Consider the following 25176-nt stretch of genomic DNA (forward strand, 5'->3'; position numbering starts at 1 on the left):
ATTTCTCTGTAACAAATATTTTCTTTTAGTCGATACTAGGGGGGCAATATATCAATAACAATATTCAATATTGTGTAGTGTGATCCCAGCGACATTGTTTTTTAATTATTAAATCTATTCTTGGTGCAATAAAAGTTATAAATAAACATATAAAACAACAAGTTACTATGTGGTTTTATTAGTTAATTTAATTACAATATCGCTTACATATGACGATCTAATATTAAATTAGGAATTAATGTTAAATAAAGGTGATAGATGTAGTTGATTATATATAGGTGGGAGTGATGATTTGCGGATTATAATAAATTGCCCCAGTAAACGGGGCAATTTTGAACAGTATTATTCAACAAAAATATGCGGATAAAACCGTGACATGTCCTGGGTGATTAATGCTCGGTCTTCACGAATCCCAATTCCGGCAGGTTGATCGTTCACCAGCCAACTTCCAATCAGCATATAACTGTCGCCAAATTTCGGTAGTGGATGGAATTGCTGAACAATCATCCCTTCTTCGCCATACGGACCTTCCGCTGCTTCAATGGTTTTACCGTTCTCAATGATCGACACGTTTGCGCCTTCACGGGAGAAGATCGGTTTAACCACATATTTTTCCATTTGCGGATGATCATCTTCCGCAAAATAAGCGGGCAGCAGGTTCGGGTGATTCGGGAACATCTCCCACAGCAGCGGCAGAAGCGCCTTGTTGGAGATAATGCTCTTCCACGCCGGTTCCAGCCAACGCACGCCAGCATCTTCAAGTTTAGTGGAGAACATTTCGCGCAGCATAAATTCCCACGGATACAGTTTGAACAGGTTAGCGATGACCTGATCCTGCAAATCTGTGAACTGACCTTTTTCGCCTAAACCGATATCGTCGATGTACAGAAACTCGGTGGCGATTTCAGCTTCGGTCGCGCAGTCCTGCAAATACTGAATGGTGCCACGATCTTCCACTGTGTCGCGACAGCAGGTGAGATGCAGCAACTGAAAGCCGTACTGCTCACGCAACTCGACAAAACGGTCAATGAGCTTTTCTTGCAGACTGTTAAACTGGTCGCTGCCTTCCGGCAGGTTGCCCGCGTTAAGCTGATCTTCCAACCAGATCCACTGAAAGAACGCCGCCTCGTATAGTGACGTTGGCGTATCGGCGTTATTTTCCAGAAGTTTAGGTTCGCCAGTGCCATCCCACGCCAGATCAAGACGCGAATAAAGCGACGGCTGGTGCGTCAGCCATGACTGACGCACAAAACTCCAGGTGTGTTTTGGAATGCGGAATTTGGTCATCAGCTCGTCGCTGGCGATCACTTTTTCCACCACCTTCAGGCACATCTGGTGTAGTTCAGCGGTGACCTCTTCCAGCTTTTCAACCTGGGCGAGGGTCAATTTGTAGTAAGCATCTTCACACCAGTACGGCTCACCGTACATGGTATGGAAATTGAAACCGTACTCGTGAGCTTTCTCGCGCCAGTCCGGGCGCTCGGTAATACTGACTCTTTCCATCGGTATCAGCCGCCCATTGAACGAGAGGAAGTGCCGGTTGCGCTACGCTGCATGGTGCTTTGTTTGGCAACAGATTCACCAAAGCCGCCACGGGTAACGGTGGTGGTGGTGGCTGGTTTCGGCGCCATGGCTGTTTTCGGTACGGTCATGGTGCGGCCTGGCTGGGCTGCGCCATAGTTTTTACCGGTGGCATCAGTGTATTTGCCGTAAGCCGGGCTGGCCGGGTTTTTCGAAGAGAACAGCGGTTGTTGCGCAAAGCCCGCGCCGCCGCCCATCAGACGTCCCATCATGTAACCGGCCATCAGCGGCATCCAGAAGCTACCGCTGGATTGCTGAGCCTGCGCCTGGTTTTCTGGCGCCATGCCAGCCTGAGCAGGTGCCTGCTGGCATTGACCTTCGCCAAATTCAGCAACACAGTCTTCACGGGTGGCGTATTTCGGCGCAGTACGTTCCGCTTCTTTCAGCGCATTATTGTACGCAGTGGTGCATTCTGCACTTTTGCCTGGGTTTGCCGCTGAACAATCATCAGCATTTTGATACAGAGACACTGTTTCATCACTCTTTTCACAGCCTGCCAGCATAAAAACAGTGGCAACCGCGAGAGCAACAGGTGTCAGATGGCGTGCGCTCCAGTTTTTGCGGAACGATGCGTGGCGTATGGATTTTGTCCGTTTCATTTTTGTCTTCCGGGACCAGTGGTAAATACCCATCAGAATAGAGGATGGCTGGTCGAAATTGAAGCGAGAAGGGGGAAGAATGCGGCAGATAACCCGTATCTTTACGTTGCCTTACGTTCAGACGGGGCCGAAGCCCCGTCGTCGTCATCAGTTACGGAAAGGGTTATGACCGTTACTGGTGGTAGTGCGTGCGGATGTTTGCTGAACGACGGGTGCCGGGCTATCAGGCGCATAGCCATCAGCAATAGCATTCTGTTCTGGCGTTGGCGGCGCAACGTTTTCCGGATTAGTAGAAACCGGTTTGCTCAGCGCATTGTTTAGTGCCAGCAGATCCTGCTCGTTCAACGTACCCAGAGCTGATTTAATATTCAACTGGTTAATCAGGTAGTTATAACGCGCATTTGCCAGTTCTTGTTTGGCGTTGTACAGCGTAGTGGTGGCGTCCAACACATCAACAATGGTACGCGTACCGACCGAGTAGCCCGCTTCCATCGCGTCTAATGAGCTTTGGGCGGAAACAACGGCTTGTTTGTAAGCGTTAATGCTACTGATAGATGCATTAATGTTGTTGAAAGAGGAACGCACGGTTTGCACGACGCTACGGTGTGCGCTTTCCAGTTGTTCGCTGGCACCGACAAAGTTGTACTGTGCCTGTTTCACCTGCGAGTTAACCATTCCGCCCTGATAAATCGGCAGCGAGAAGCTCAGACCCACTTTGTTCTGACCCATATTGCTGTCGTCATACTGGGCACTGTTCGCTCCACGGGTTTTCGAACCGCTATAAGAGGTGTCAGAAATCCCGGTAGAAGCCGTTAAATCCAGCGTCGGTAAGTGACCATCCTGCGCCTGGCGAATTTGCTCGCGCGCCAGATCCTGGCTCAAACGTGCCTGTAACAGCGACAGGTTGCGTTTTTCTGCTTCTTTCAGCAGCGCGTTAACCGGCTGTGGTTTGTCGGTTTTGAAGTTTTCGACATTCAGGGCCGCCAGTTCCGGATAGTAATTACCGGTGATCTGACGCAGTTGTTCAACGGCATTGTCGAGGTTGTTACGTGCGGTCACTTCGTTCGCCAGCACGGTATCGTACTGTGCGCGGGCGTTCTGCACGTCGGTGATCGCCACCAGACCCACGTTAAAACGTTGGGTGGTTTGATCTAACTGACGGTAGATCGCTTCTTTTTGCGCCTGGGTATAGGAAAGCACGTCAATAGCATTCAACACGTTGAAATAAGCGGTCGCAGTGTTGAGGATCAAGGTTTGTTGATCGGTCTGATAGGTGACGTCCTGAATACCGGCAGCCTTTTCCTGCAAGGTCAGCGCCCGCCATTTCGACATATCGAAAATGGACTGAGTCAACTGCAGGGATGCACTGGTTGCGTTAGAGTTGATGCCGTTCGCGTCGCGGTAGCCGTTGCTATAGGTGTAATCTGCACCTAAACCTAGCTGTGGCAGTAATGGACTGCGCGCTTCATTAATTTTTTCAAAGGCAGCATCACGATCGGCGGCAGACTTACGCAATTCCGGGTTACTAAGGCGTGCTTGCTGATAAACTTGCATCAGGTTCTCGGCCTGGCTCAACGTACTGAACCCAGAAAGGCTCAGGCCGATAAGAATGGGGAGCAATTTCTTCATTTGCATTCCTTGTGGTGAAGCAGTATTTAGCGCTGATCAAACTGTAAAATTATTGCGGATTCTAGCAGAAGCCGCTACCGCAAAAGGTTGGCGTTACGTGCCATAGGGCATTAATGTGCCTCAATTTAACACATGACTGCTCAAACGGCAGTCAAACGTCGCTGAAATTCACATTTTATTCACTATTAGTGCCAGGACATTAACCATGCTTAAGCCAGACAACCTGCCCGTTTCATTTGGCAAAAACGATGTAGAAATTATTGCACGAGAAACACTTTATCGCGGCTTTTTTTCATTAGATCTTTATAGGTTTCGTCATCGTCTATTCAACGGGCAAATGAGTCATGAAGTCCGCAGAGAAATTTTTGAGCGCGGTCACGCCGCAGTCTTGCTACCCTTTGACCCAGTGCGTGATGAAGTCGTGTTGATTGAGCAGATACGGATTGCCGCGTATGACACCAGCGAAACGCCCTGGCTACTGGAAATGGTTGCCGGGATGATTGAAGAGGGGGAAAGTGTGGAAGATGTCGCCCGACGCGAAGCGATTGAAGAGGCGGGGCTGATAGTCAAACGAACCAAACCGGTGTTAAGTTTCCTGGCAAGCCCAGGCGGCACCAGTGAGCGTTCGTCAATTATGGTGGGCGAAGTGGACGCCACGACCGCAAGCGGTATTCACGGTCTGGCTGATGAAAACGAAGATATTCGCGTTCATGTGGTAAGCCGGGAACAGGCCTACCAGTGGGTAGAAGAGGGGAAAATCGACAACGCAGCGTCAGTCATCGCTTTGCAATGGCTGCAACTGCATCATCAAGCGTTAAAAAATGAGTGGGCATAAATGAAGCGTTACACACCTGACTTTCCTGAAATGATGCGCCTGTGCGAGATGAACTTTTCACAATTGCGCCGTTTGTTACCGCGCAATGATGCACCCGGCGAAACTATAAGCTATCAGGTGGCAAACGCACATTATCGGCTAACGATAGTGGAATCGACCCGATACACTACCCTGGTGACAATAGAACAGACTGCGCCTGCGATCAGTTACTGGAGCCTTCCGTCAATGACGGTGCGTCTGTATCATGACGCGATGGTGGCTGAAGTGTGTTCAAGCCAGCAGATTTTTCGCTTCAAAGCGCGGTATGATTATCCTAATAAAAAGTTGCATCAACGCGACGAAAAGCATCAAATTAATCAGTTTTTAGCGGATTGGTTGCGATACTGTTTAGCACATGGAGCGATGGCGATTCCGGTTTATTAGCGTCGTGAAACCTAAGGACACCATTTGGAAAGCCTGTTAACCCTTCCTCTGGCTGGTGAGGCCAGAGTCAGGATTTTACAAATTACCGACACTCACCTGTTTGCACAAAAGCACGAAGCCCTGTTGGGGGTAAACACCTGGGAGAGCTACCAGGCTGTGCTGGAGGCGATTCGTCCACACCAGCACGAATTCGACCTGATTGTCGCGACAGGTGATTTAGCGCAGGATCAAACTGCTGCGGCCTATCTGCACTTTGCGGAAGGCATCGCAAGCTTTCGTGCGCCCTGCGTCTGGCTGCCGGGAAACCATGATTTCCAGCCTGCGATGTACAGCGCGTTACAGGATGCGGGTATTTCCCCGGCGAAGCGTGTGTTTATCGGTGAGCAATGGCAAATCTTGCTGCTGGATAGCCAGGTGTTTGGCGTACCGCACGGCGAATTGAGCGAGTTTCAGCTTGATTGGCTGGAGCGTAAGCTGTCTGATGCGCCAGAGCGCCATACGTTGCTGCTACTGCACCATCATCCGCTGCCTGCAGGCTGTAGCTGGCTCGACCAACACAGTCTGCGTAACGCAGGTGAACTGGATAATGTGCTGGCGAAGTTTCCGCACGTCAAATATCTGCTGTGTGGTCATATTCATCAGGAACTCGATCTCGACTGGAACGGGCGCCGCCTGATGGCAACGCCGTCGACCTGTGTACAATTTAAACCACACTGTTCCAACTTCACGCTGGACACCATTGCTCCCGGCTGGCGTACGCTGGAGTTACATGCTGATGGCACGCTGACTACCGAAGTGCACCGCCTTGCGGACACGCGTTTCCAACCTGATACCGCTTCAGAAGGTTACTGATGTCTACGCTTCTTTATTTACACGGTTTCAACAGCTCGCCGCGTTCTGCAAAAGCGAGCTTGTTGAAAAACTGGCTGGCGGAACATCACCCTGACGTTGAGATGATTATTCCGCAGTTGCCGCCGTATCCTTCCGATGCGGCAGAACTGCTGGAATCCATTGTCCTGGAACATGGCGGCGATTCGCTGGGTATCGTCGGTTCATCACTGGGGGGTTACTACGCCACCTGGTTGTCGCAATGTTTTATGCTGCCCGCAGTGGTGGTAAACCCGGCGGTGCGCCCGTTTGAATTGCTAACAGACTATCTCGGTCAGAACGAGAACCCCTACACCGGGCAGCAATATGTGCTAGAGTCACGCCATATTTACGATCTCAAAGTCATGCAGATTGACCCGCTGGAAGCGCCGGATCTTATCTGGCTGCTGCAACAGACGGGAGATGAAGTGCTGGATTACCGCCAGGCGGTGGCGTACTACGCTTCCTGCCGCCAGACTGTAATAGAAGGCGGCAACCACGCATTCACGGGCTTCGAAGATTATTTCAACCCGATCGTCGATTTTCTTGGTCTGCACCATCTCTGACGATCAACTCGAATTGCTAACTTAAACCATGACGCAAACTTATAACGCTGATGCCATTGAGGTACTCACCGGGCTTGAGCCGGTTCGCCGCCGTCCGGGGATGTATACCGATACCACTCGCCCTAACCATTTGGGGCAAGAAGTTATTGATAACAGTGTCGATGAAGCACTGGCGGGTCACGCAAAACGCGTGGATGTAATTTTACATGCTGACCAGTCGTTAGAAGTGATTGACGATGGTCGCGGGATGCCGGTGGATATTCACCCTGAAGAGGGTGTACCGGCGGTTGAACTGATTCTTTGCCGTCTGCACGCAGGCGGTAAATTCTCTAACAAAAATTACCAGTTCTCTGGCGGCCTGCATGGCGTGGGGATTTCGGTGGTTAACGCCTTGTCGAAGCGCGTAGAAGTCAACGTGCGCCGCGATGGCCAGATTTATAACATCGCGTTTGAAAATGGCGAAAAGGTTCAGGATTTGCAGGTCGTCGGCACTTGCGGTAAACGCAATACCGGCACCAGCGTGCACTTCTGGCCGGATGAAACCTTCTTTGACAGCCCGCGCTTTTCTGTTTCCCGGCTTACACATGTACTGAAAGCCAAAGCAGTACTGTGCCCCGGCGTTGAGATCACCTTTAAAGATGAGATCAACAATACCGAACAGCGATGGTGCTATCAGGACGGTCTGAATGATTACCTGGCGGAAGCGGTAAACGGTTTACCGACACTGCCGGAAAAACCGTTTATCGGTAATTTCGCTGGCGATACTGAAGCGGTTGACTGGGCGCTACTGTGGCTACCGGAAGGCGGTGAACTGCTGACCGAAAGCTACGTCAACCTGATCCCAACGATGCAGGGCGGTACGCACGTTAACGGTCTGCGTCAGGGCTTGCTGGATGCGATGCGTGAGTTTTGCGAATACCGCAACATTCTGCCGCGCGGCGTGAAACTGTCGGCGGAAGATATCTGGGATCGCTGCGCATATGTGTTGTCAGTAAAAATGCAGGATCCGCAGTTTGCCGGGCAGACCAAAGAGCGTCTCTCTTCGCGTCAATGTGCGGCATTCGTTTCTGGCGTGGTTAAAGATGCCTTCACCCTGTGGCTGAACCAGAACGTCCAGGCGGCGGAACTACTTGCTGAGATGGCGATTTCCAGCGCCCAGCGTCGTATGCGTGCCGCCAAAAAAGTGGTACGTAAAAAGCTGACCAGCGGCCCGGCGCTGCCTGGCAAACTGGCTGACTGCACCGCGCAGGATCTTAACCGTACCGAACTGTTCCTCGTGGAAGGGGACTCCGCAGGCGGATCCGCCAAGCAGGCGCGCGATCGTGAATATCAGGCGATCATGCCGTTGAAAGGTAAGATCCTTAACACCTGGGAAGTCTCTTCCGATGAAGTACTGGCCTCGCAGGAAGTGCACGATATTTCGGTTGCGATCGGTATTGATCCTGACAGCGATGATCTTAGCCAGCTACGTTACGGCAAGATCTGTATCCTCGCGGATGCGGACTCCGATGGCCTGCACATTGCCACGCTGCTCTGCGCGCTGTTTGTAAAACACTTTCGCACGCTAGTGAAACATGGTCACGTTTACGTTGCTCTGCCACCGCTCTACCGTATTGATCTGGGTAAAGAGGTCTATTACGCGCTGACAGAAGAAGAGAAAGAGGGCGTACTTGAGCAATTAAAACGCAAGAAAGGCAAGCCGAACGTCCAGCGTTTTAAAGGTCTCGGGGAAATGAACCCGATGCAATTGCGCGAAACCACGCTTGATCCGAATACTCGCCGTCTGGTGCAGTTGACTATTGATGATGAAGACGATCAGCGTACTGACGCGATGATGGATATGCTGCTGGCGAAGAAACGCTCGGAAGACCGTCGTAACTGGTTGCAAGAGAAAGGCGACATGGCGGAGATTGAGGTCTGATAATCCTCCCGTCAGGAGAATAAAACATAGCCCGGTATACAATCGTATACCGGGCTTTTTTATCAAAACTCCATTTTCACCGTGAATTGCACTTCACGAGGATCGCCAATCTGGTTGCCCAGATTATTTGTGGCGATGGAAGAGGTGTAATACGTTTTATCAAACAGGTTTTTGACGTTTAATTGCAGAGTGACCGGATACTGCAATTTCATTTTGTATGCGGCGAAGGCATCGGCAACGAAATAGCCTGGCAGATAATAGTCAGCCCCATTGGTTGCCGAACGACGGCTTACGCCATGTCCGCCACCGCCAAACGTCAGTGTGTTATTGCCTGGCATGTTGTGAATGTCATAGGTCAGGAATAGCGAACCGGTATGACGAGGAACATTCGGCAATGGTTTTCCTGCATAATCAGGATCATCCAGAACCTTAGCATCGGTATAGCCGTAGCTGGCAATGATATTAATGTTTTCAGTTAATGCTCCCGCAAGGTCGACTTCTACCCCTCTTGAACGAACGCGGCCTGCCGTTTTGGCGATGGTTTCATCACCAATACTTTCGGTATACAACACGTTACGTTTATGGATATCAAACAGCGCAATATCTGCGGTTATACCATCGAACAGCTCGACTTTTGCCCCGACTTCGTAGGCATTAGATGATTCCGGTGGAAGATCGCCAATGTAGCTGGCAATTGACGATTGCGGCATAAATGTTTGCGAATAATTGGCAAATAAGGATACCGATGGCGTCAGTTTGTAGACCAACCCCAGTTTGGGCGTCCATTGTTCATCGCGGCTGTCAGTATTGACATTAAAAGGACGGCCTTTACCCGCATACTGCGTGTAATACTGATAGCGGATCCCAGCGACGGCAATCCAGTTATCGGTCAGATAGAGCGCATCTTGCGCATATGCTGAGTAGCTCTCTTGTTTGATCGTCTGATCGCTGTCCGACGCCGAGACCGTTGTGCATTTGCTGGTATTGCCATAAACAGGGTTGTAGATTTTGAAATCTTTAGCGTTTTTACAGCGGATCATATCTGTGCGCAGAAGATCATAATATTCATATGACACCCCACTCAAAATTTCATTATAGAATCCAGCAATATCAACATTCCCTTGTAGATCCGCACGAGTAGAATGCATACGCTGGGTAGATCCCTGAGTTGCATCAACACGCCGTGTCAGCGTTCCTGTCGTTGCATCATACGCGGTAACACGAGCCTGATTATCGCTGTATTTATCCTGGCTGTAGCTGTAATCAAAGCGCGCTGTCCACTGGCTATTGAGATGATATTCTGCGTTGAGTTGCGCCAGATCGGACTGACCATCTGTAATATTAAACGGTTCGTCGAAACGTATTTTTCGATCAACGTTTACGGGCTGTTTCGTCGTAAGGTCGAAAATCGTTCCACGATCGAACGGCGTTTTATAATCCCGATGTGAATAGAGCATGGTTACTGTTGCATTATCACCAAACCAGGTGAGTGATGGGGCAATAAATGTGCTGCGCTCTTTACCGAAATTCCGCCAGTAATCTTCATCCTGCACTTCCCCCGTCAGGCGGTATGCCAGCTGAGTGCCTTCAATGGGACCTGTGATATCCAGTTGCCCAGTGCCTCCGCCAAAACTGGAGGACGTGGCTGATACAGAACCATGGAATGTTTTTTCCGGGCGCTTTGTCACGACGTTAATCAGTCCGCCAGGATCAAGAATGCCATACAGCGTGGAGGCCGGGCCTTTTAGCACTTCCACACGTTCTGTTGCAGCGTTGAAGCTGCGAGGAAGTACGGTTCGCAGACCGTTGGTCAGGATGGAGCCATCCCGGTTTGCGCCAAACCCACGGCGTACAAAAGCATCCTGAGTCCCGCCTAATGTATTGGTCTGTACCACGTTACTGACGTTATAAAGCGCCTCATCCAGCGTCGTCGCATTCTGATTTTCCAGTACTTGATCGCTAACCGTATTGACCACCTGCGGAATATCCAGCATTGGCATATCGGTTAATGTCGCCGTGGAGGTGCTCAGAGGTTGATAACCATCGGTAGCCTCAGTTGCGGTATTTGCATCCGCTGTAACAGTGATTGTTTCGCCATCTTTGGTCGTTACAGTGTCGGTTGCATGAATCATCGGTGCCGCAAAGAACAGTGAAAAGAGCGCCCGACCTTTGACTCCTGAGAATGAAGGTGTGAACTTAGCCATTTAGTCTGTTATCCCAAAAACTCGCGGATTGTCGCGAGTGAAAATTGTTTCTTGTTGCTCACTAAGCACTATCCGTTTGTTATTTCGCCATCGGATATGTAATTGAGAATCATTCAATCATGTGGTGATGTAGTAGTAAATGATAAATAACAAAAAATTGCCACATGTGTTTTTATGAGAGATTAATGCAATTTAGTTGTGATTAAATTATTAATATATAATGGTTTTATTTTTATCATTAAAAATATTTAACCTGTTATTTACCTTGTTTTTGTGTGGCTTTTAACTTCTTGACTACTACATTTTGTGGCGTCAAACTCTCAAAGGAGAATGAGTTTTATTTTTGTTTGTCTTTGATTAAGTTGGCGTACACGTGGCACATAACGCAAAAGGGCAGGGGCTGATCCTCGACAATGTTTCTGCCGGGTATCACAAGAAAATCATTGTTGATGGTGTTTCTTTCTCCGTTCCCACAGAAAAAATGACCGTTCTGGTTGGGGCAAACGGTTGTGGAAAGTCGACGTTGCTCAGCACCATTGCACGTATCTTGCAACCCATGGGCGGCTCGATATTGCTGGATGGTAAAGCGATTCACGAGCAACCAACGAAAGAGTTATCCCGCAGACTTGGGATCTTGCCGCAGTCGCCATTATTGCCAGAGGGCTTAACCGTTTATGAACTGGTGTCGCGTGGGCGCTTTCCCTGGCAAAATTTCATACGTCAATGGAGCGACGCCGACGAACAGGCGGTAGAAGAGGCACTAAAATTAACCGGTACGCAGGAGTTTGCACATTTACCGGTTGAAAAACTCTCTGGTGGGCAGCGCCAGCGATGCTGGATTGCGATGGTGTTGGCGCAAAAGACGCCTTATATCCTGCTGGATGAACCCACAACCTGGCTTGATTTACGTTATCAGGTTGAAATTCTTGAATTATTACATGATTTGACGCGTCATCACGGGCGTACAGTCGTTGTGGTGTTGCATGATCTGAATTTTGCCGTGAATTATGGTGATACGTTGATATTTTTACGCCAGGGAAAAGTGGTGCGTGTATTGAATGAGGGGGAGCATTGCACGCCTGAGCTGGTAAAAGCTGTCTTTGACGTTGATGTTCACGCATCAATAAATCCTCTGACGGGGAAACCGTTATTCATGCCGTTTCGTGGTGTAGAAAAAGTATGATGCGCGCGGGGCTGGTTACTGTATTTTTCCTCGCCTTACTGCTGGTGGGATGCGTGGTATATCCAGGGATTGGTGCCCGATTTATTGCACCACAAACGGTGTTGCAGGCATTTCTTCATTTTGAACCGCAAAACTTCGATCACAACGTAATTGTAAGACTCCGTTTGCCGCGTTTAGCGGCAGCATTGCTTACCGGTGCTTCTCTTGGCGTTGCTGGTGCTTTATTGCAGGCTGTCATTCGTAACCCATTGGGGGAGCCACATATTTTAGGCTTAAATGCCGGAGCCGCTCTTGCTGTCGTTGCTGCCAGTGCGCTTGGGCTGGCCTTTCCGGTTGGACGCCCACTGCTGGCATCTACGGGCGGCGCGTTATTGTTCCTGTTGATATTGCTGCTTTCCTCCGCAGGGCGTTCAGGGTTAACGCCAATGAAAGTTACTTTATGCGGCGTGGCGCTATCGGCGTTCGTGTCCTCAATAACGGCTGCAATCCTGATTCTTGACGAACAAACACTGCTGGAGATGCGGACATGGCTAGCAGGTGATTTAGCGGGGCAGGATTGGGCGACGCTGGGTACGTCCGCCTGGTTTTCTCTGGGGGGGGTTGTGTTAGCCATTTACCTTGCGCCCTCTCTTAACATGTTGGCACTGGGTGATCGCATGGCGCAGGGGCTGGGCGTCTCGGTACTCCGCACGCGAACATTCACTCTGCTTGCGATCGCGTTGCTCTGTGGCGCAGCCGTATCGATTGCTGGCCCCATTGGTTTTGTCGGTCTGCTAGTACCGCAGATTGTCAGGCGTCTGGTATCAGCGGATCTGCGCGTTCTGCTCCCTCTTTCAGCTTGTGTCGGCGCGCTTTTGTTATTACTGGCAGATATTATTGCCCGGACGCTTTTCACGCCCCATGAGTTAGCGACCGGTGTCATGACGGCGTTAGTTGGTGCGCCCGTTTTTGTCATTATGGCGACGAGGATGTTCAAATGAGTCGGATAATGAACGTCGGACTACGCCCACTACGTGTTGGTAAGTTTTCGACACTGGTGCGCCCTAAAAACCTGGTGTTGCTTAGTGGGCTGTCTCTGTTTGCGGTTGGAATACTGATATTCGGTTTGATGCATGGCACTTTCTCCGTCCCGGCATCGGAAGTCGGGCGAGCGTTGTTTGCTCCAGAAAACGTAAGCACAGACGCACGTTATATTGTGCAGGATATCCGCTTGCCAAGAGTCATCATGGCATTGCTATGCGGGGCCATGTTAGGTATGGCAGGAGCCGCAATGCAATCCATTGCGCGTAACGGCCTTGCCGATCCCGGTTTAATCGGCGTTAAAGAAGGATGTAGCGTGGCTGTGCTGTGGCTGATTTTCCAGTTTCCAATGCTGGGAATGTTCTGGCGTCCAGTGGCTGGTCTTGCTGGTGGCTTGTTGGTAGCTTTAATCGTGATTTTTTGCGCGCGCGATATTTCTCGCCCGCGATTTGTTCTGATAGGCATTGGCGTGTCCTGGTTTTTCGCCGCCGGGATCGGTGTATTTATGACCACAGCAGATGTTCGTGATGTACAAACTGCATTGATGTGGTTATCGGGAAGCCTTCATGCAGCCAACTGGATGTTAGTCGGTATTTCAGCCTGTTGGATGGTGCCAGCCGCTCTTTTATTGCTGTTCACCGCCCGGACTGCGGATATCGCTCTGCTTGGTCATCAGATTGCAACCGGGTTAGGTGTGAATAGTTCCCGTCTGGCGTTATTGCGTGTAGCCGCACCAATAATCCTGACAGCTGTCTGCGTTTCATGTGTTGGTAACATCGGTTTTGTCGGATTGATAGCACCGCATATATCACGTTTTATTCTGCGTGGCGGGCAGACGACATTACTGCTGGGGAGCGCAGTATCGGGGGCGTTATTAGTTATCCTGGCGGATAGCATTGGTCGTTTGGCTTTTTTGCCTTTGCAACTGCCAGCCGGAATCATTATTTCACTGATTGGTGGACCATTCTTTTTACTACTGCTCTGGCAACGCAGGAACAGTTTTTAATGGGAGTTATATGCGTTTATTTTTTTCTCTGCTGATACTGTTGTCATTTTTTGCCCGTGCAACAGAACCGGTTCAGGTCTTTACTGATGATTTAGGGCGCAAAGTCACTGTTCCTGCACATCCAAAGAGAATTGTCTCTTTACACGACCTTGATATCACTATTCCTCTGATTGAGCTCGGTGTACCTCCTGTCGCCAGCCACGGGCGAACACGGCCTGATGGTAGCCATTTCATTCGATCAGGCGCGTTACTGACAGGCGTCGACTTCGATAATTCATCGATAGCCTTTATTGGAACTGCTGATATTGATATTGAAGCGATTGTGGCGGCAAAGCCTGATCTGATCATCACAGAACCGACCCGTAATACGCCCATTGAACAACTGGAAAAAATTGCGCCCACGGTGAGCATTGATCATCTCAAGGGGGGCGCGCCAGAAATCTACCGCAAGCTGGCAGAACTTACAGGAACGCAGGCGCGGCTGGCGATACTTGAACGCCGCTATCAGGCACAAATCAATGCGCTGAAGGCGACGCTGGACAGCCAAAAAATAACGGTATCGGTGATTCAGGCAAATCAGGGAAAAATTAATGTGATGCATAGCTATCATTCGCTGGGGCGTGTATTACGCGATGCTGGTTTTCGCTTTCCGCCGCTGATTGAGAGCATTCCTGAAGGTGGGCGAATGGATGTGAGCGCGGAGCGTTTGCCTGAACTGGATGCCGATTTTGTTTTTGCAACCTGGCGTGGTGACACCGGTGGTAAACCTCAGGATGAGCTGGCAGCAATGGAAAAAGTCATGCCGGGATGGTGTCAGTTTCTGACGGCCTGTCGTTCCGGGCGCTATGTGCTGATTTCTCGTGAAGAGGCGATTTCTAACTCCTTTGCATCTCTGGGGCTGATAGCCGCGCAGATACAATCACAAATTGCAGGGCGACCTCTACCGGAGGCCAAATGATTCAGAAAGACAAAACACGAGTTGATATTTTTGGTGAGCGTTTTCGTACTCGCGCGAGTCAGTTAACGCCTGGGTTAAGAGCCGTCGCCAGCTACATTAATGAACATCGTGAAGTGGTACTCGAGCAAACGGCGATGGAAATTGCGACCACATTGAACACTTCTGATGCCACAGTGATTCGGGCTATACAGGCCCTGGGGTTTGCGGGGCTACGAGATCTGAAACGCACTCTGGAACAGTGGCTTGATCCTGCTCTTAGTTCCAGCGAAAAGATGTCTACGACGGTGAGTAACTTGACGAGTGATGTTAACACCGCAATCGATTTTGTTCTTGAAGGGCATTTGTATACCTGTAATGTCCTGTCAGAGCCTGAAAACCGCCATGCGCTTGCACAAGCGGTAGCCATGCTGGTGCAGGCGCGGCAAGTTGTTATTTTTGGCATTGGCGCTTCGGGTATTCTGGCGGACTATACTGCACGGTTATTCAATCGCATTGGCTTACCCGCCACGGCGCTAAACCGTACTGGTATTGGCCTTGCCGAGCAACTGATCGCGCTTCAGCGTGGTGATGTATTGATCATGATGGCGCAAAAATCCGCACACCGGGAAGGACTGACAACGCTGCGTGAAGCAAGACGGCTGGGGATCCCTGTTATTTTGCTGACAAACGCTCTGGATTCGCGTTTTAGCAAAGACGCCAGTATCGTGATTCATGTTCCGCGCGGCGATGAAAAGGGGAAAACGCCGCTACATGGTACGGTATTGTTGTGCCTGGAAATGATTGTCTGGTCGGTGGCTTCCGCAGTGCCGCAGCGTGCGGTTAAAACCATTAAGCGAATTAACGATTTCCATCGGGGTTTGAAAACGGGAAGAAAGAATGGCTGACCGGGTGCAGCCATTTCAGATGCCTGATGATAATTATCCCGGTAAGACTGACATTTTGTCAGGGGGGGCTAGTTGATCGGACACAATTTATGTCGATCAGGAAATATACTGGCCAGTGAACCAGAGAGCATCTTCCAGTCGGTACTCATTATATCTGTTTGTGCGAGTGTAATGACTGCCCCTTGTTGCTTAATTAAATCGCTTTCTATTTTTGTATAATGAATAACGGTAAAATCCGTGGAGAACCATTTTTCCGTAGAAAACATTTTCGTCATCGCATTAATGTTTGCTTGTCCGTCATCGACAAACACAATCGCGTCATATTTGTTCTCCATTTTATCCAGCATAAAGTCGAGAATTACGCCTTTATCTTGTCCGGAAGAAAAAAATATCCCCTGGCTGTACAACCATGAGCGTTTAAGTTTTCCTTTTTCAAAGGGTGGCAAAGCATCCTCTTTTTTCCTGAGTGCGGAAGAAGAAAAATCAATGCCGTTTCGCTTTAGTTCACGTAATGTTGGAAAGAGTGTATCTGGCGCCCTGGATGTCAGAGCAAAGGCGGTATGTTTCTGTTGCCATTGTTTTAACATCGCCGGTAACTGTGACTCGGTAAGCTGCATAGGGCTAAGTTCATAAAGCATACTGATTGCATTTTCATACAGGCAAGGAACTTTTTGTGAGCTATCTGGTTTTAACGGTAGTTTGCCGGTTTGCCATTGATACCAGATATCACCGCCAATACGTGTGCCACTCGTTAATAACGTATTATCAATATCAAAAACTAATAATATCTTATTGGGAGGATAGAGAGTTTCCTTTTCTGTTATGATTTTATTGACTGTACTATATTCGCTAGTGACTATATTTTTTACCTGTGCACAAGATAAAGCAGGTAGGGCAGAGAGCATCATCCAGAGGGTGATTTTAAATTTATTATTCATTTTTTTATTCCAGATTAGAAAGTATAGGTCAGACCCCAGCGCCAACGGATTTGGCGATTGCTTGATGTTTTATCCACACCTTTATAATCCGCAACACTCATATAAGGTATCCATGATCCCATTTTATACCCCACTTTAAATGATGCAGTGTAGTTTGTATGACCATCATTCCAGGTTAAATAACCATTATTGTAATAGACCAGGTTTAACTGATATTGGAAGTTGGTGTTTTGTGGTCGATAATCGATCCACACATCGTAACGGCGGTTATTACGATCATCATTGCCATAACCTTTAGATTTATCGGTGGCTTTATCCATGTCATAACGAAAACGACCCGAAACCTTCCACTCTTTGCTGAAATCATAACCAGCAGAAAGACCATATTCGTAAGTTGACCAATATTGTGTGGTATCAAGCCAGAACATGGGTTCTAACCAGAACTTTTTGTCATCCAGCGGCTTAAAGCGGTAAACGACAGATAATCCTGTTCCGTTATTGCCAAATTGTGAGGGGTCCCACTTATCTTTATCACCTTCATCGGTGTTATAGCGTAATTCCCCCATCAGGCCGATACCGTTGCTAAAAAACGTACCAAATTCGACACGGTCCGCGTGAGTGCGAGTATCATCGAGATACTCATGGCGATAATCAATAAATCCATGCGGTTGTTCTGCATAGGTGAGCGTAGGCGAAAAGCCAGATAACGTTATTATTCCTACGAGTGATAATTTAAGATAAGAGTTCATAATATTCCCTTTCAGAATAAAATATATTTTTGGTGGCTGAATACACCATCTGATAATTCCAGGTGTCAGAATTTTTATATCTGTGGTTTGATTCTAAATTTTAAGTTTGTTTTCCTTATCGATGAATAAATAGAATTTTGTCTGTTGATGAGGCTGGAAATTGTTATCTGATACAAATATTAATGATGTATGCCCATCAATTTCAGGACCGAATGTTACCCCTTCAATACAATCCGCTGATGAAGTGTAATCGGCAAAATCGATCAACAATTTTTTACTGACGGGTTGTAACGTGGATTTATTGGGCCAGTCTTGTAGACTGTCAATATTCTTGATATCGCTCGCGGTATTTAAATCCACCATATAAACTCTGACGGAGTAATCCCAGTCATTGAACCCAGCACTGACGTTCCTGCCGGAACGTTCGATGACCAATAATTGGTGATCATTCAACGCCAGGATCTCGGATACGCCATTATCATTAATACCGAATTCACTCACTTGCGGAACAGGATCAGTAATATAGAGATATTCATGCAATTGCGTTGAAGGTTGACCGTCTGCATCCATAGAAAATTGCAGTAAGCGTGATGTGCCTGAATTTATTGGGCTTGCAATAGGTCCATCCTGCTTAAGACTACTTTCAACGGCGATAAAAAGTGATTTACCATCAGGTGTAAGCGTCAGGCCCTCCCAGGCATTGCCGCTGCGGATACCACTGGTACTCTCTTTGCCAGAGCTAATATTAAAGCGAGCAGGAAATAAAGACGTAAACTCCTTCTCCATTACGCCATCAAGAGTGCTCAGACGCAGTGGTGCACCTAATTCCGAACTCCAGATTAACGATTCACCATTGTGTGTCAGTGCCAGACCTTCGGCATCCACCATATTGATCATGAAAGGCTGCTGCTTTGCGTCAAGCAGTGGACGTTGGTTGAGAAAATTTACTTGCTCAATGCCCCTGGATGACACCTGCATTTTTAGCGTATAAAGGCTGGCATCTCCCTCCTTATTATTGTTTCTGCTATCGTTAATAGCGTAGAAAATATTCTTTTGGGGATCAAATGTAATGGCAGAAATCCCCGCAATGGTGACATTGTTCTGTTTTTCTCCCGTAGGGAAGTTAAACTCGCCGGCATAATGAAGAAAACTGTTTGCCTGCGCTGTTGCGCATAACAGCGGTAATGCCAGAAAAATAGCGGCATGTTTTATTTTCATGATGTTTACCTGTGTGTGTATATCTATTTTTAGTCGTGTTGTAAAAGAAAAAGATTAACCTCCGATGGCGTCGCCAGATGGCCTCTGGCACCTAACGCGGTAATATTTATTGCGGCTGTAGCAGAGGCAAATTTCAGAGCTTCAATTAAAGACATGTTTTTTATTAAGCTATAAATAAAGGCACCATTAAAAGTATCTCCAGCGCCTGTGGTATCAAGAACGGGGATTGTATAACTACCGATTTGCACTTGCTCATTGCCTTTGACCGCAATCACTCCCCGAGCATCCAGCGTTACCACGATAGCATCAAGTTGATAATCTTCTTGTATATCATGCAGAAGAGTGCAATCTGGCTCTGCTGCATATCCACGAATAAAGCCGTCATAATTAAAAATCGCAATATCTGCAAGCTGTAAAATACTGGCAAGGCGCTCAGGTGTTGCAACGATATGGGGTTCAATATCAACGACGACTTTTGTCGTCTGGCTATGGGCATATTGGGCCAGCATACGAAATTTCTCTATATTGGCTGGCATCGAATAAAAATAATGACTTTGAGCAATAGCCTGTAGGGCTTTTTCTTCATCCCATTCATGATCGCTGCCAGGTGAGTAAACCAACGTTTTTTCACCTGATTCGTCAATAAAAATAATCGCGGTATTGGCAATTAAATCCGGGATTACCTGAATGAAATCACAATTCACATGATGTTTTTTAAATCCGTCAAGAATGATCGAGGCCGAATGATCATTGCCTATACATGAGACCGAAACAACATCGAGACCCAATTGTCCCATCGCACAGGCACTGTTGGCGACGGTGCCGCCAGCTTGTTCGCCCAGGCGTGCCCCGATCACTTTACCGCCACGTGTGGGGAGTGACGGGATAGATAAAAACATATCTATATTTCCACTACCTAAAGCGGCGACATCAAATTTCTTCATAGCCTTATTTCTCCATATGGCTAACGCGTTTTCCGCCTGCGTTGACATAATCAGAACTTAAATGCCAACACATTTCATATAACCACTGCATGACCAGAAATAAATTGGTGGACTCACTGGCGTCAGGTATAAAACTGATTAATTCTGCTGTTGCTCCCTGTTCAATGATTGCTTTTTGGGTTGCAAGGTAAAATGGGTACTCGCAGGATGTGGCTGGTATTAAAAAATAATGCTGACTGGCATCAACTTGATATAAGCGTAATGAATGATAGAATTCTTCCACAGGAAGGGCTGTCGCACGAATCTGTGGGCCACAGGAAAGTAAATTACTGCCCGATAATGCCAGTCCCCAACTTAAGCCGCTACCCAGAAACGTCATCTCTTTTTGCTGATAAAGACGGCGCTTCTTTTGCTGCCAGTGCCGATTAATCTGTCTAAATTTCCCTTCCAAATCTTCTTCAATTTGCAGTGGTGTTATGTCTGGACATAATTTTTGCACTAAGCGCAGGAGGGCATAAAGTGTGACACTACTACTTTGTGTTGGAATACCCTGCTTATTCGCCCATGTGTAGAGCACATTTTCTGTTATTGCGCAAAATGGCGTTCCTGGGCAATTCGTCACACCCAGTACTTGCGCGTTTGAGTATACAGCGTGGTGGAAGGCGTCAACGGCCAATGAGGGTCTGCCACTCGCGCTGAGAATAATGATCAGCGTTTCTTCCTGATAACGGGTTAAATCAGTCTGAAGAAAATCCCACGTTTGCAATGCGGAACAAGACAGATGTGTATATTTTCCCAGCCATGCGGCGACACACAGTGCTACCGTCCAGGAGTCGCCCGATCCCACTATATAGACGCGTTTGACAGCATACTCATCGAGCTGAATAGTAGAAAAACATTCACCCCAGATAATTGCCAAATGACGTAACGCTGCCGCCGTTGTGTCTATTTCCTCACGAGTTTTCGCTAATGGCATAATAGGAGTACGGGCTGACATGTTCATTATTTCTCCTGTGCCTGTAATGCAAGCAATGTCAGGCCAGACGCGGTCGCTTCAAGGTCGAAATCTTTATTATTTACGGCACGGAAAAAGGCATATTTGTCTTTAGGGAGAGCATCAAAACCGCGCCATGCTCCTGCAATTGCGCCTGCCATCGTGGCGATGCTATCGGTGTCGTTGCCGATATTGGCGCAAGCATAAATGGTTTCCCAGGGTTCTCCTTTGCAATACAGCAGAAGGCCGATTGCCGCAGGAATTGACTCGTGAGCTGCGACAGAGTTACCTACCAGACCTTCCATTTCTCGCAGGCAAGACTCCAGATCATTAGCACGTCTGGCGATGTCCGCTGCAAGCTGGATTCGCATGGCAATAGACGGTCCTGCCACACACCGAGCATGTTGTTTTGCCAGATGTTCGCCGTAATTAGCTCCCCAGATTGCGGCGTCCAGTAATGATGTAAGAGAGGCTTGCGGCAACATGGCTTGGGAGGCTGCCGCTGCGATAGCGCATGCGCTGGCAATCGCAATATTAGTGTCATGCGAAGGTAGACAGGTTAATAATGCCAGATTGCATGCTTTTTCTTTATTGCCTGGCCAGATTAATCCTGCTGGGGCGACACGCATCCCGGCACCATTCGTTGTACCGATATTGGGAGCCTGGCGAGAAGATGTTCCAATGCGCCCAATGGTGTTTGTTGGCCTACCTTCTTTGAGTGCTTTGACGATTTGTTCTGTCGTGGGGCCTTTGTAATTTGCGTAGGGCTGCATATCAGCCCAACGCAGGAGGCAAGCCAACCAATCCTTATTGGTGAAGTTATCAAAACCAGCCTGGATTAATCCCTCTGAAAATACATACATTTGACTGGAATCATCGGTAATCAGTCCAGCAACACCTTTCAATGAGCCAGCGAAAGTATCGGCGGGAGGAGATACAAAATCGTTTAAAAAACCACCCCATTGCTCTTTTATCTCATCAATGCTGTAGAGTTCAGTCGCCGCGCCTAAAGCATCGCCCATTCCTGCGCAGGCTAACGAACCTAAAATTTTGTTATAAATAACGTTTTTTTCAATTTTGTTCACAATATTCTCTCTATTACACACTAAAACTATCTTTTGTAATTCGTGCCTTGTAGGAGTAGCGGCTTGCGGGATAAACCATCTCAACGTACTCCATCGGTTTGCGTTCTACGGATAGCGTGACGCGGGTACAACTCAATACGACATCTTCGGCCGTCAGCTCCAGCAATGTCCGTTCCAGGGGGGAAGGAAGCCGGGCGGAGATAATTTCAGTTGCCTCTAAAGGTTTAATGGCGAGTTTTTCTTCCAGTAAAATATAGAGCGAACCTGTCGCCAGCAGCTCATCCTGGGTTATTTCTTGTCCGTCATTTAATGCAAGCCATGATGTTTGAATACCCAGTGGTGTACTTCCCATATAACGAATGCGTTTAATGTAAAATACGGTATGAACATGAATATCCAGTTCGAGATTTTTTCTGATGACATCACTGACGGGAATCAACCCCATCTCAAGAATATTCTGTGCAGGTATACCGCCACGAGCTTTAATATCATCAGTAAAGCTGTGTAATAAATGATTTTCCCTACTGCGAGCAGGTAATACAAATGTCCCTTGCCCGTGGACACTATGCAGATAGCCGCGTTGTTTCAGGCTTTCTATTGCCTTGCGAATCGTTGTTCTGCTGCTTAAATAATATTCTGAAAGTTCTCTTTCTGTTGGTATAGCTTTGCCTTCTTTCCATTCACCGTTATCAATCTTTTTCTTTATTTCATCAAAGATTTCACGATGTTTTAACTGACCTTTACTGGCTTTATAAATTCTTATCATGACAAAGCCTCATTTCATGTGGTTGATACCAACTCTACATTCTTTAGCTTTTATTACGCATGATGCTTGTTCACTATCTGTGACATAAAACAGAAAAAACCACATTTATAATTAAAAATCATGATGTTAAATGAGATTGGTTTTTGTGTGATGTTGTTCAATAATGATTTAATGGTTTGTTGTGGTATCTACCAATGCATTTATCCTCACTCACAGAAATCATGTGCTGAAATTTTTAACACATTTGTTTTTAATATGAATTTAAATAATTAATGAGTGCTGTGTATGAAACTTACGATAAATGAAAAGATAGGTTTTGGCGCGGGTGATATGGCTATCGCAATAGTAATGATGTCTTTGGCTATGATCATTACTTATTTTTACACGGATATATTTGGTCTGAAACCGGTAGATTTAGGTATTCTGTTATTTTCTGTGCGTATTCTTGATGCGGTTATCGATCCTATTGTAGGGACGCTGACAGACAGAACAATAACGCGTTGGGGAAAATATCGGCCATGGTTGCTTTTTATGTCGATACCCTTTGGAATCAGCATTTGGTTGATGTTCATTACGCCTGATGTTGGTTATTCGATGAAACTTTTGTGGGCCTGGGCGACCTATATTTTACTCACCTTGACATATACATTCATCGCAATTCCTTATGTTTCGTTAATTAGCGTGATCACGGATGATCCACAAGAGCGATTGAGTGCCAACGGTTTTCGTTTTGTCATGACAAAAATCGCGATGTTTGCAGTAACTATTATTGTTCCTTTATCTGCAATGTATCTTGGTAAGAATAATGTACAACTGGGTTATCAAATTGCAATGGGAGCAATGGGAATTCTGGCAACGTGTTTATGTCTTTATTGTTTTTTTAGTGTAAAAGAACGTATCCACCATCCAAGACCTGCTCTTGGGATGAGCGCGCAGTTTCGGTTATTAGTCAAAAATGATCAGTGGCTAATTCTTGGTGTTGCCATCGCGGTCATTATGTTCGGTGGGATTATTCGTAACTCTGTAGCTGCATATTATGCAAAATATTATCTGAATGGTGGGGATGCTTTAATTTCACCCTTTTTAACCTCAGGCGTGATTGCTTCTGTTATGGCGATGGTAACTTGCACGTGGCTTACTCGTTTCTATGACAAAATAAAAATGTTTCGTTATACCCAATTACTGGCGTTCGTGGTGGGTGGCGCGATGTATTTTGTGCAACCAGATTCTATAGTGTTAGCCTTTACATTTTATATTGTGGTGACCTTCCTGACGGATATCCAGCTTCCCGTCTATTGGGCATCTATTGCTGAATCGGTGGATTACGGCGAAATGAAAACGGGGCAACGTGTTTCCGGGCTGGCATTTGGCGGGATTCTCTTTTTTCAAAAATTCGGTATGGGGTTGGCGGGAGGCTTTATAGGTATTGCTTTATCCTGTATGGGCTACCAACCAGGCATTGAGCAAACACCGAAGGCGCTGTGGGGGATCTGCTTATTAATGACGATAGTTCCAGCGGTGCTCAACCTGATAACTGGACTTATCATGCGCTTTTATCTGATTAATAATGAATATTACGAACAGATTAAAGCGCGTTTAGAGACGGCGGAAGTATGAAACTAAAAGTCGGTAGCAATACTGACCTTAACTTGTTGACAAAGCGCGCGTTGTTCATGCCGGATGCGGCGTGAACACCTTATCCGGCCTGCAGAATCGTGCAAATTCAATATATTGCAATCCTCTGCCAGGCCCGATAAGCGTAGTGCATCAGGCAATCTTACGTTTGCCATCAGTCTCAGGCCGATAAAAATTACCAGCCTCTTTTCAGGAACATCAAAGCCCCGGCTGCAGAATACGAATATTCATCTCCAGCACGTCGCCTTTTACGGCTTCACTATATGCTTTCATGTGCGGGGTTTGCAGATGCGCTTCAAGATGGGCAATGCTTTCCCACTGCTCAATCATCACGATAGAGTCCGGCGCCATAGACTGGAAACTCACGCCAGCAGCGCAATCCACCATCGGCGCATAGCCGTGGCAACCTTCTTCCTTCAGTACGATTGGAACGATTTTAGCAAACTGATCCAATACTGCCTGACGGTGATGTTGGCCAGGACGAGTACGGATTTCAGCGATTACTGTAAGCATGGTTAACTCCTTCTAAAGCCAGAGCTCTAGTTAACCAAAAATTTCCACAAGATGCTTGCGATATTCTTCAGTATAGCGGGGAACATCAGGCATTTTTATCACGTCATTAGCGATAAATGTCGGCAGCGGTTCCATACCGAGGAATTGGTTTGCTTTATGGAACGGCAGATACACGCCGTCAACGCCGACGCCGTGGAAGAACTGATCTTTTTCGGTGAAGGCTTCCATTGGTGCGTTCCAGGTCAGAGAGAGCATATATTTTTTGCCCTGTACCAGGCCGCCAGAGCCGTATTTTTTCGACGGATCTTTGCGGGTACGACCATCGCTGGCATACAGCGTACCGTGACCTTCGGTGAACACATCATCAATGTATTTTTTCACCGTCCACGGCGCGCCCATCCACCAGCCAGGCATCTGCCAGATAACCACATCAGCCCAGAGAAAGTTTTGTACTTCGGCTTTGACATCGTAGTCGCTGTCGGCGCGAACGATACGGACATCATGCCCGAGGTCGCGGAGCGTGCCATCCGCGACTTCGGTCAGGGTGTCGTTCAGTTGACCATTGGAGTGGGCGAATTTCTTCGCGCCGTTGATAATCAGGATATTGCTCATTTTTTATCCTCAAGGTGAGAAGTTTGTCGACTATAGTACGTCACAG

24 protein-coding genes are annotated in these 25176 nt (G+C 47.6%); 11 read left to right on the top strand and 13 right to left on the bottom strand.

Annotated elements, in window-relative coordinates:
* Positions 1-342: 342 nt before the first annotated feature.
* The 3 genes from A7Z06_RS02070 to tolC all read right to left on the bottom strand — a co-directional run bounded on the left by A7Z06_RS02070 (position 343) and on the right by tolC (position 3809).
* Positions 343-1503, bottom strand: a complete 1161-nt coding sequence (locus A7Z06_RS02070; protein ID WP_000442852.1) for a glutathionylspermidine synthase family protein — start codon at positions 1501-1503, stop codon at positions 343-345.
* Between the two features lie 5 nt (positions 1504-1508).
* Positions 1509-2180 carry a DUF1190 family protein gene (locus A7Z06_RS02075; RefSeq protein WP_000831543.1) on the bottom strand — a complete coding sequence of 224 codons (672 nt, stop codon included), beginning with the start codon at positions 2178-2180 and terminating at the stop codon, positions 1509-1511.
* A gap of 147 nt (positions 2181-2327) precedes the next feature.
* Positions 2328-3809: an outer membrane channel protein TolC gene (gene tolC / locus A7Z06_RS02085; RefSeq protein ID WP_000735301.1), complete on the bottom strand. Its 1482-nt coding sequence runs from the start codon at positions 3807-3809 to the stop codon at positions 2328-2330.
* 205 nt (positions 3810-4014) lie between these two features.
* Between tolC and nudF the strand changes: the two genes are divergently transcribed.
* Genes nudF through parE form a run of 5 tightly spaced genes read left to right on the top strand, consistent with a single transcriptional unit; the run spans position 4015 to position 8421 of the window.
* A complete protein-coding gene (gene nudF, locus A7Z06_RS02090) occupies positions 4015-4644 on the top strand; it encodes an ADP-ribose diphosphatase (RefSeq protein ID WP_000917108.1) in 630 nt (209 codons plus the stop codon).
* Positions 4645-5067, top strand: coding sequence for a DUF1249 family protein (locus A7Z06_RS02095; RefSeq protein ID WP_000833387.1), 423 nt, complete (start codon positions 4645-4647; stop codon positions 5065-5067).
* Between the two features lie 24 nt (positions 5068-5091).
* Entirely contained in the window at positions 5092-5919 is an 828-nt protein-coding gene (gene cpdA, locus A7Z06_RS02100) for a 3',5'-cyclic-AMP phosphodiesterase (protein ID WP_000444758.1), read from the top strand.
* On the top strand, positions 5919-6500 hold the full coding sequence (gene yqiA / locus A7Z06_RS02105) for an esterase YqiA (protein WP_000105733.1): 582 nt from the start codon (positions 5919-5921) through the stop codon (positions 6498-6500). The genes cpdA and yqiA overlap by 1 nt, the downstream gene beginning before the upstream one ends.
* A 28-nt stretch (positions 6501-6528) precedes the next feature.
* The gene (gene parE / locus A7Z06_RS02110) at positions 6529-8421 is read left to right on the top strand and encodes a DNA topoisomerase IV subunit B (protein WP_000195277.1); all 1893 of its coding nucleotides are present in this window, start codon (positions 6529-6531) and stop codon (positions 8419-8421) included.
* A gap of 62 nt (positions 8422-8483) precedes the next feature.
* On the opposite strand, the gene A7Z06_RS02115 is transcribed toward parE, so the two are convergent.
* Complete coding sequence (locus A7Z06_RS02115; protein ID WP_105279324.1) at positions 8484-10625, bottom strand: TonB-dependent siderophore receptor; 2142 nt, start codon at positions 10623-10625, stop codon at positions 8484-8486.
* A gap of 373 nt (positions 10626-10998) precedes the next feature.
* Here A7Z06_RS02115 and A7Z06_RS02120 point away from each other — a divergent pair, with 373 nt between their 5' ends.
* Genes A7Z06_RS02120 through A7Z06_RS02140 form a run of 5 tightly spaced genes read left to right on the top strand, consistent with a single transcriptional unit; the run spans position 10999 to position 15676 of the window.
* On the top strand, positions 10999-11808 hold the full coding sequence (locus A7Z06_RS02120; protein ID WP_000940878.1) for an ABC transporter ATP-binding protein: 810 nt from the start codon (positions 10999-11001) through the stop codon (positions 11806-11808).
* Complete coding sequence (locus A7Z06_RS02125) at positions 11805-12788, top strand: FecCD family ABC transporter permease (protein WP_000984133.1); 984 nt, start codon at positions 11805-11807, stop codon at positions 12786-12788. Before A7Z06_RS02120 ends, A7Z06_RS02125 begins: the two co-directional genes overlap by 4 nt.
* An 8-nt stretch (positions 12789-12796) precedes the next feature.
* Complete coding sequence (locus A7Z06_RS02130) at positions 12797-13834, top strand: FecCD family ABC transporter permease (RefSeq protein WP_038808991.1); 1038 nt, start codon at positions 12797-12799, stop codon at positions 13832-13834.
* A gap of 10 nt (positions 13835-13844) precedes the next feature.
* Positions 13845-14792 (top strand): iron-siderophore ABC transporter substrate-binding protein, encoded by a 948-nt coding sequence (locus tag A7Z06_RS02135; RefSeq protein ID WP_010356901.1) that lies wholly within the window; start codon positions 13845-13847, stop codon positions 14790-14792.
* The gene (locus A7Z06_RS02140; RefSeq protein ID WP_105279325.1) at positions 14789-15676 is read left to right on the top strand and encodes a MurR/RpiR family transcriptional regulator; all 888 of its coding nucleotides are present in this window, start codon (positions 14789-14791) and stop codon (positions 15674-15676) included. Before A7Z06_RS02135 ends, A7Z06_RS02140 begins: the two co-directional genes overlap by 4 nt.
* 68 nt (positions 15677-15744) lie before the next feature.
* Here the strand turns inward: A7Z06_RS02140 and A7Z06_RS02145 are convergent, their stop codons facing one another.
* The 7 genes from A7Z06_RS02145 to A7Z06_RS02175 all read right to left on the bottom strand — a co-directional run bounded on the left by A7Z06_RS02145 (position 15745) and on the right by A7Z06_RS02175 (position 22370).
* Positions 15745-16614 carry a DUF2608 domain-containing protein gene (locus A7Z06_RS02145; RefSeq protein WP_001060175.1) on the bottom strand — a complete coding sequence of 290 codons (870 nt, stop codon included), beginning with the start codon at positions 16612-16614 and terminating at the stop codon, positions 15745-15747.
* Between the two features lie 14 nt (positions 16615-16628).
* Complete coding sequence (locus A7Z06_RS02150; protein ID WP_001089848.1) at positions 16629-17363, bottom strand: oligogalacturonate-specific porin KdgM family protein; 735 nt, start codon at positions 17361-17363, stop codon at positions 16629-16631.
* Positions 17364-17456: 93 nt separating this feature from the next.
* Positions 17457-18581: an esterase-like activity of phytase family protein gene (locus A7Z06_RS02155; RefSeq protein WP_000693794.1), complete on the bottom strand. Its 1125-nt coding sequence runs from the start codon at positions 18579-18581 to the stop codon at positions 17457-17459.
* A gap of 29 nt (positions 18582-18610) precedes the next feature.
* Positions 18611-19525, bottom strand: a complete 915-nt coding sequence (locus A7Z06_RS02160; RefSeq protein WP_000712980.1) for a carbohydrate kinase family protein — start codon at positions 19523-19525, stop codon at positions 18611-18613.
* Between the two features lie 4 nt (positions 19526-19529).
* Entirely contained in the window at positions 19530-20528 is a 999-nt protein-coding gene (locus tag A7Z06_RS02165; protein ID WP_010347835.1) for an SIS domain-containing protein, read from the bottom strand.
* Entirely contained in the window at positions 20528-21604 is a 1077-nt protein-coding gene (locus A7Z06_RS02170; RefSeq protein WP_001033109.1) for an ADP-ribosylglycohydrolase family protein, read from the bottom strand. The genes A7Z06_RS02165 and A7Z06_RS02170 overlap by 1 nt, the downstream gene beginning before the upstream one ends.
* A 13-nt stretch (positions 21605-21617) precedes the next feature.
* On the bottom strand, positions 21618-22370 hold the full coding sequence (locus A7Z06_RS02175) for a GntR family transcriptional regulator (protein ID WP_000619463.1): 753 nt from the start codon (positions 22368-22370) through the stop codon (positions 21618-21620).
* A gap of 285 nt (positions 22371-22655) precedes the next feature.
* On the opposite strand from A7Z06_RS02175, the gene A7Z06_RS02185 reads away from it, so the two are divergent.
* Complete coding sequence (locus tag A7Z06_RS02185) at positions 22656-23987, top strand: MFS transporter (protein WP_000778878.1); 1332 nt, start codon at positions 22656-22658, stop codon at positions 23985-23987.
* Between the two features lie 216 nt (positions 23988-24203).
* Here the strand turns inward: A7Z06_RS02185 and A7Z06_RS02190 are convergent, their stop codons facing one another.
* The gene (locus A7Z06_RS02190; RefSeq protein WP_000958592.1) at positions 24204-24518 is read right to left on the bottom strand and encodes a putative quinol monooxygenase; all 315 of its coding nucleotides are present in this window, start codon (positions 24516-24518) and stop codon (positions 24204-24206) included.
* 30 nt (positions 24519-24548) lie between these two features.
* A complete protein-coding gene (gene mdaB / locus A7Z06_RS02195; protein WP_000065430.1) occupies positions 24549-25130 on the bottom strand; it encodes an NADPH:quinone oxidoreductase MdaB in 582 nt (193 codons plus the stop codon).
* Between the last annotated feature and the right edge of the window lie 46 nt (positions 25131-25176).

The sequence above is a fragment of the Escherichia sp. MOD1-EC6819 genome, from assembly GCF_002965765.1.
In the GTDB taxonomy this organism is placed as follows: domain Bacteria; phylum Pseudomonadota; class Gammaproteobacteria; order Enterobacterales; family Enterobacteriaceae; genus Escherichia; species Escherichia ruysiae.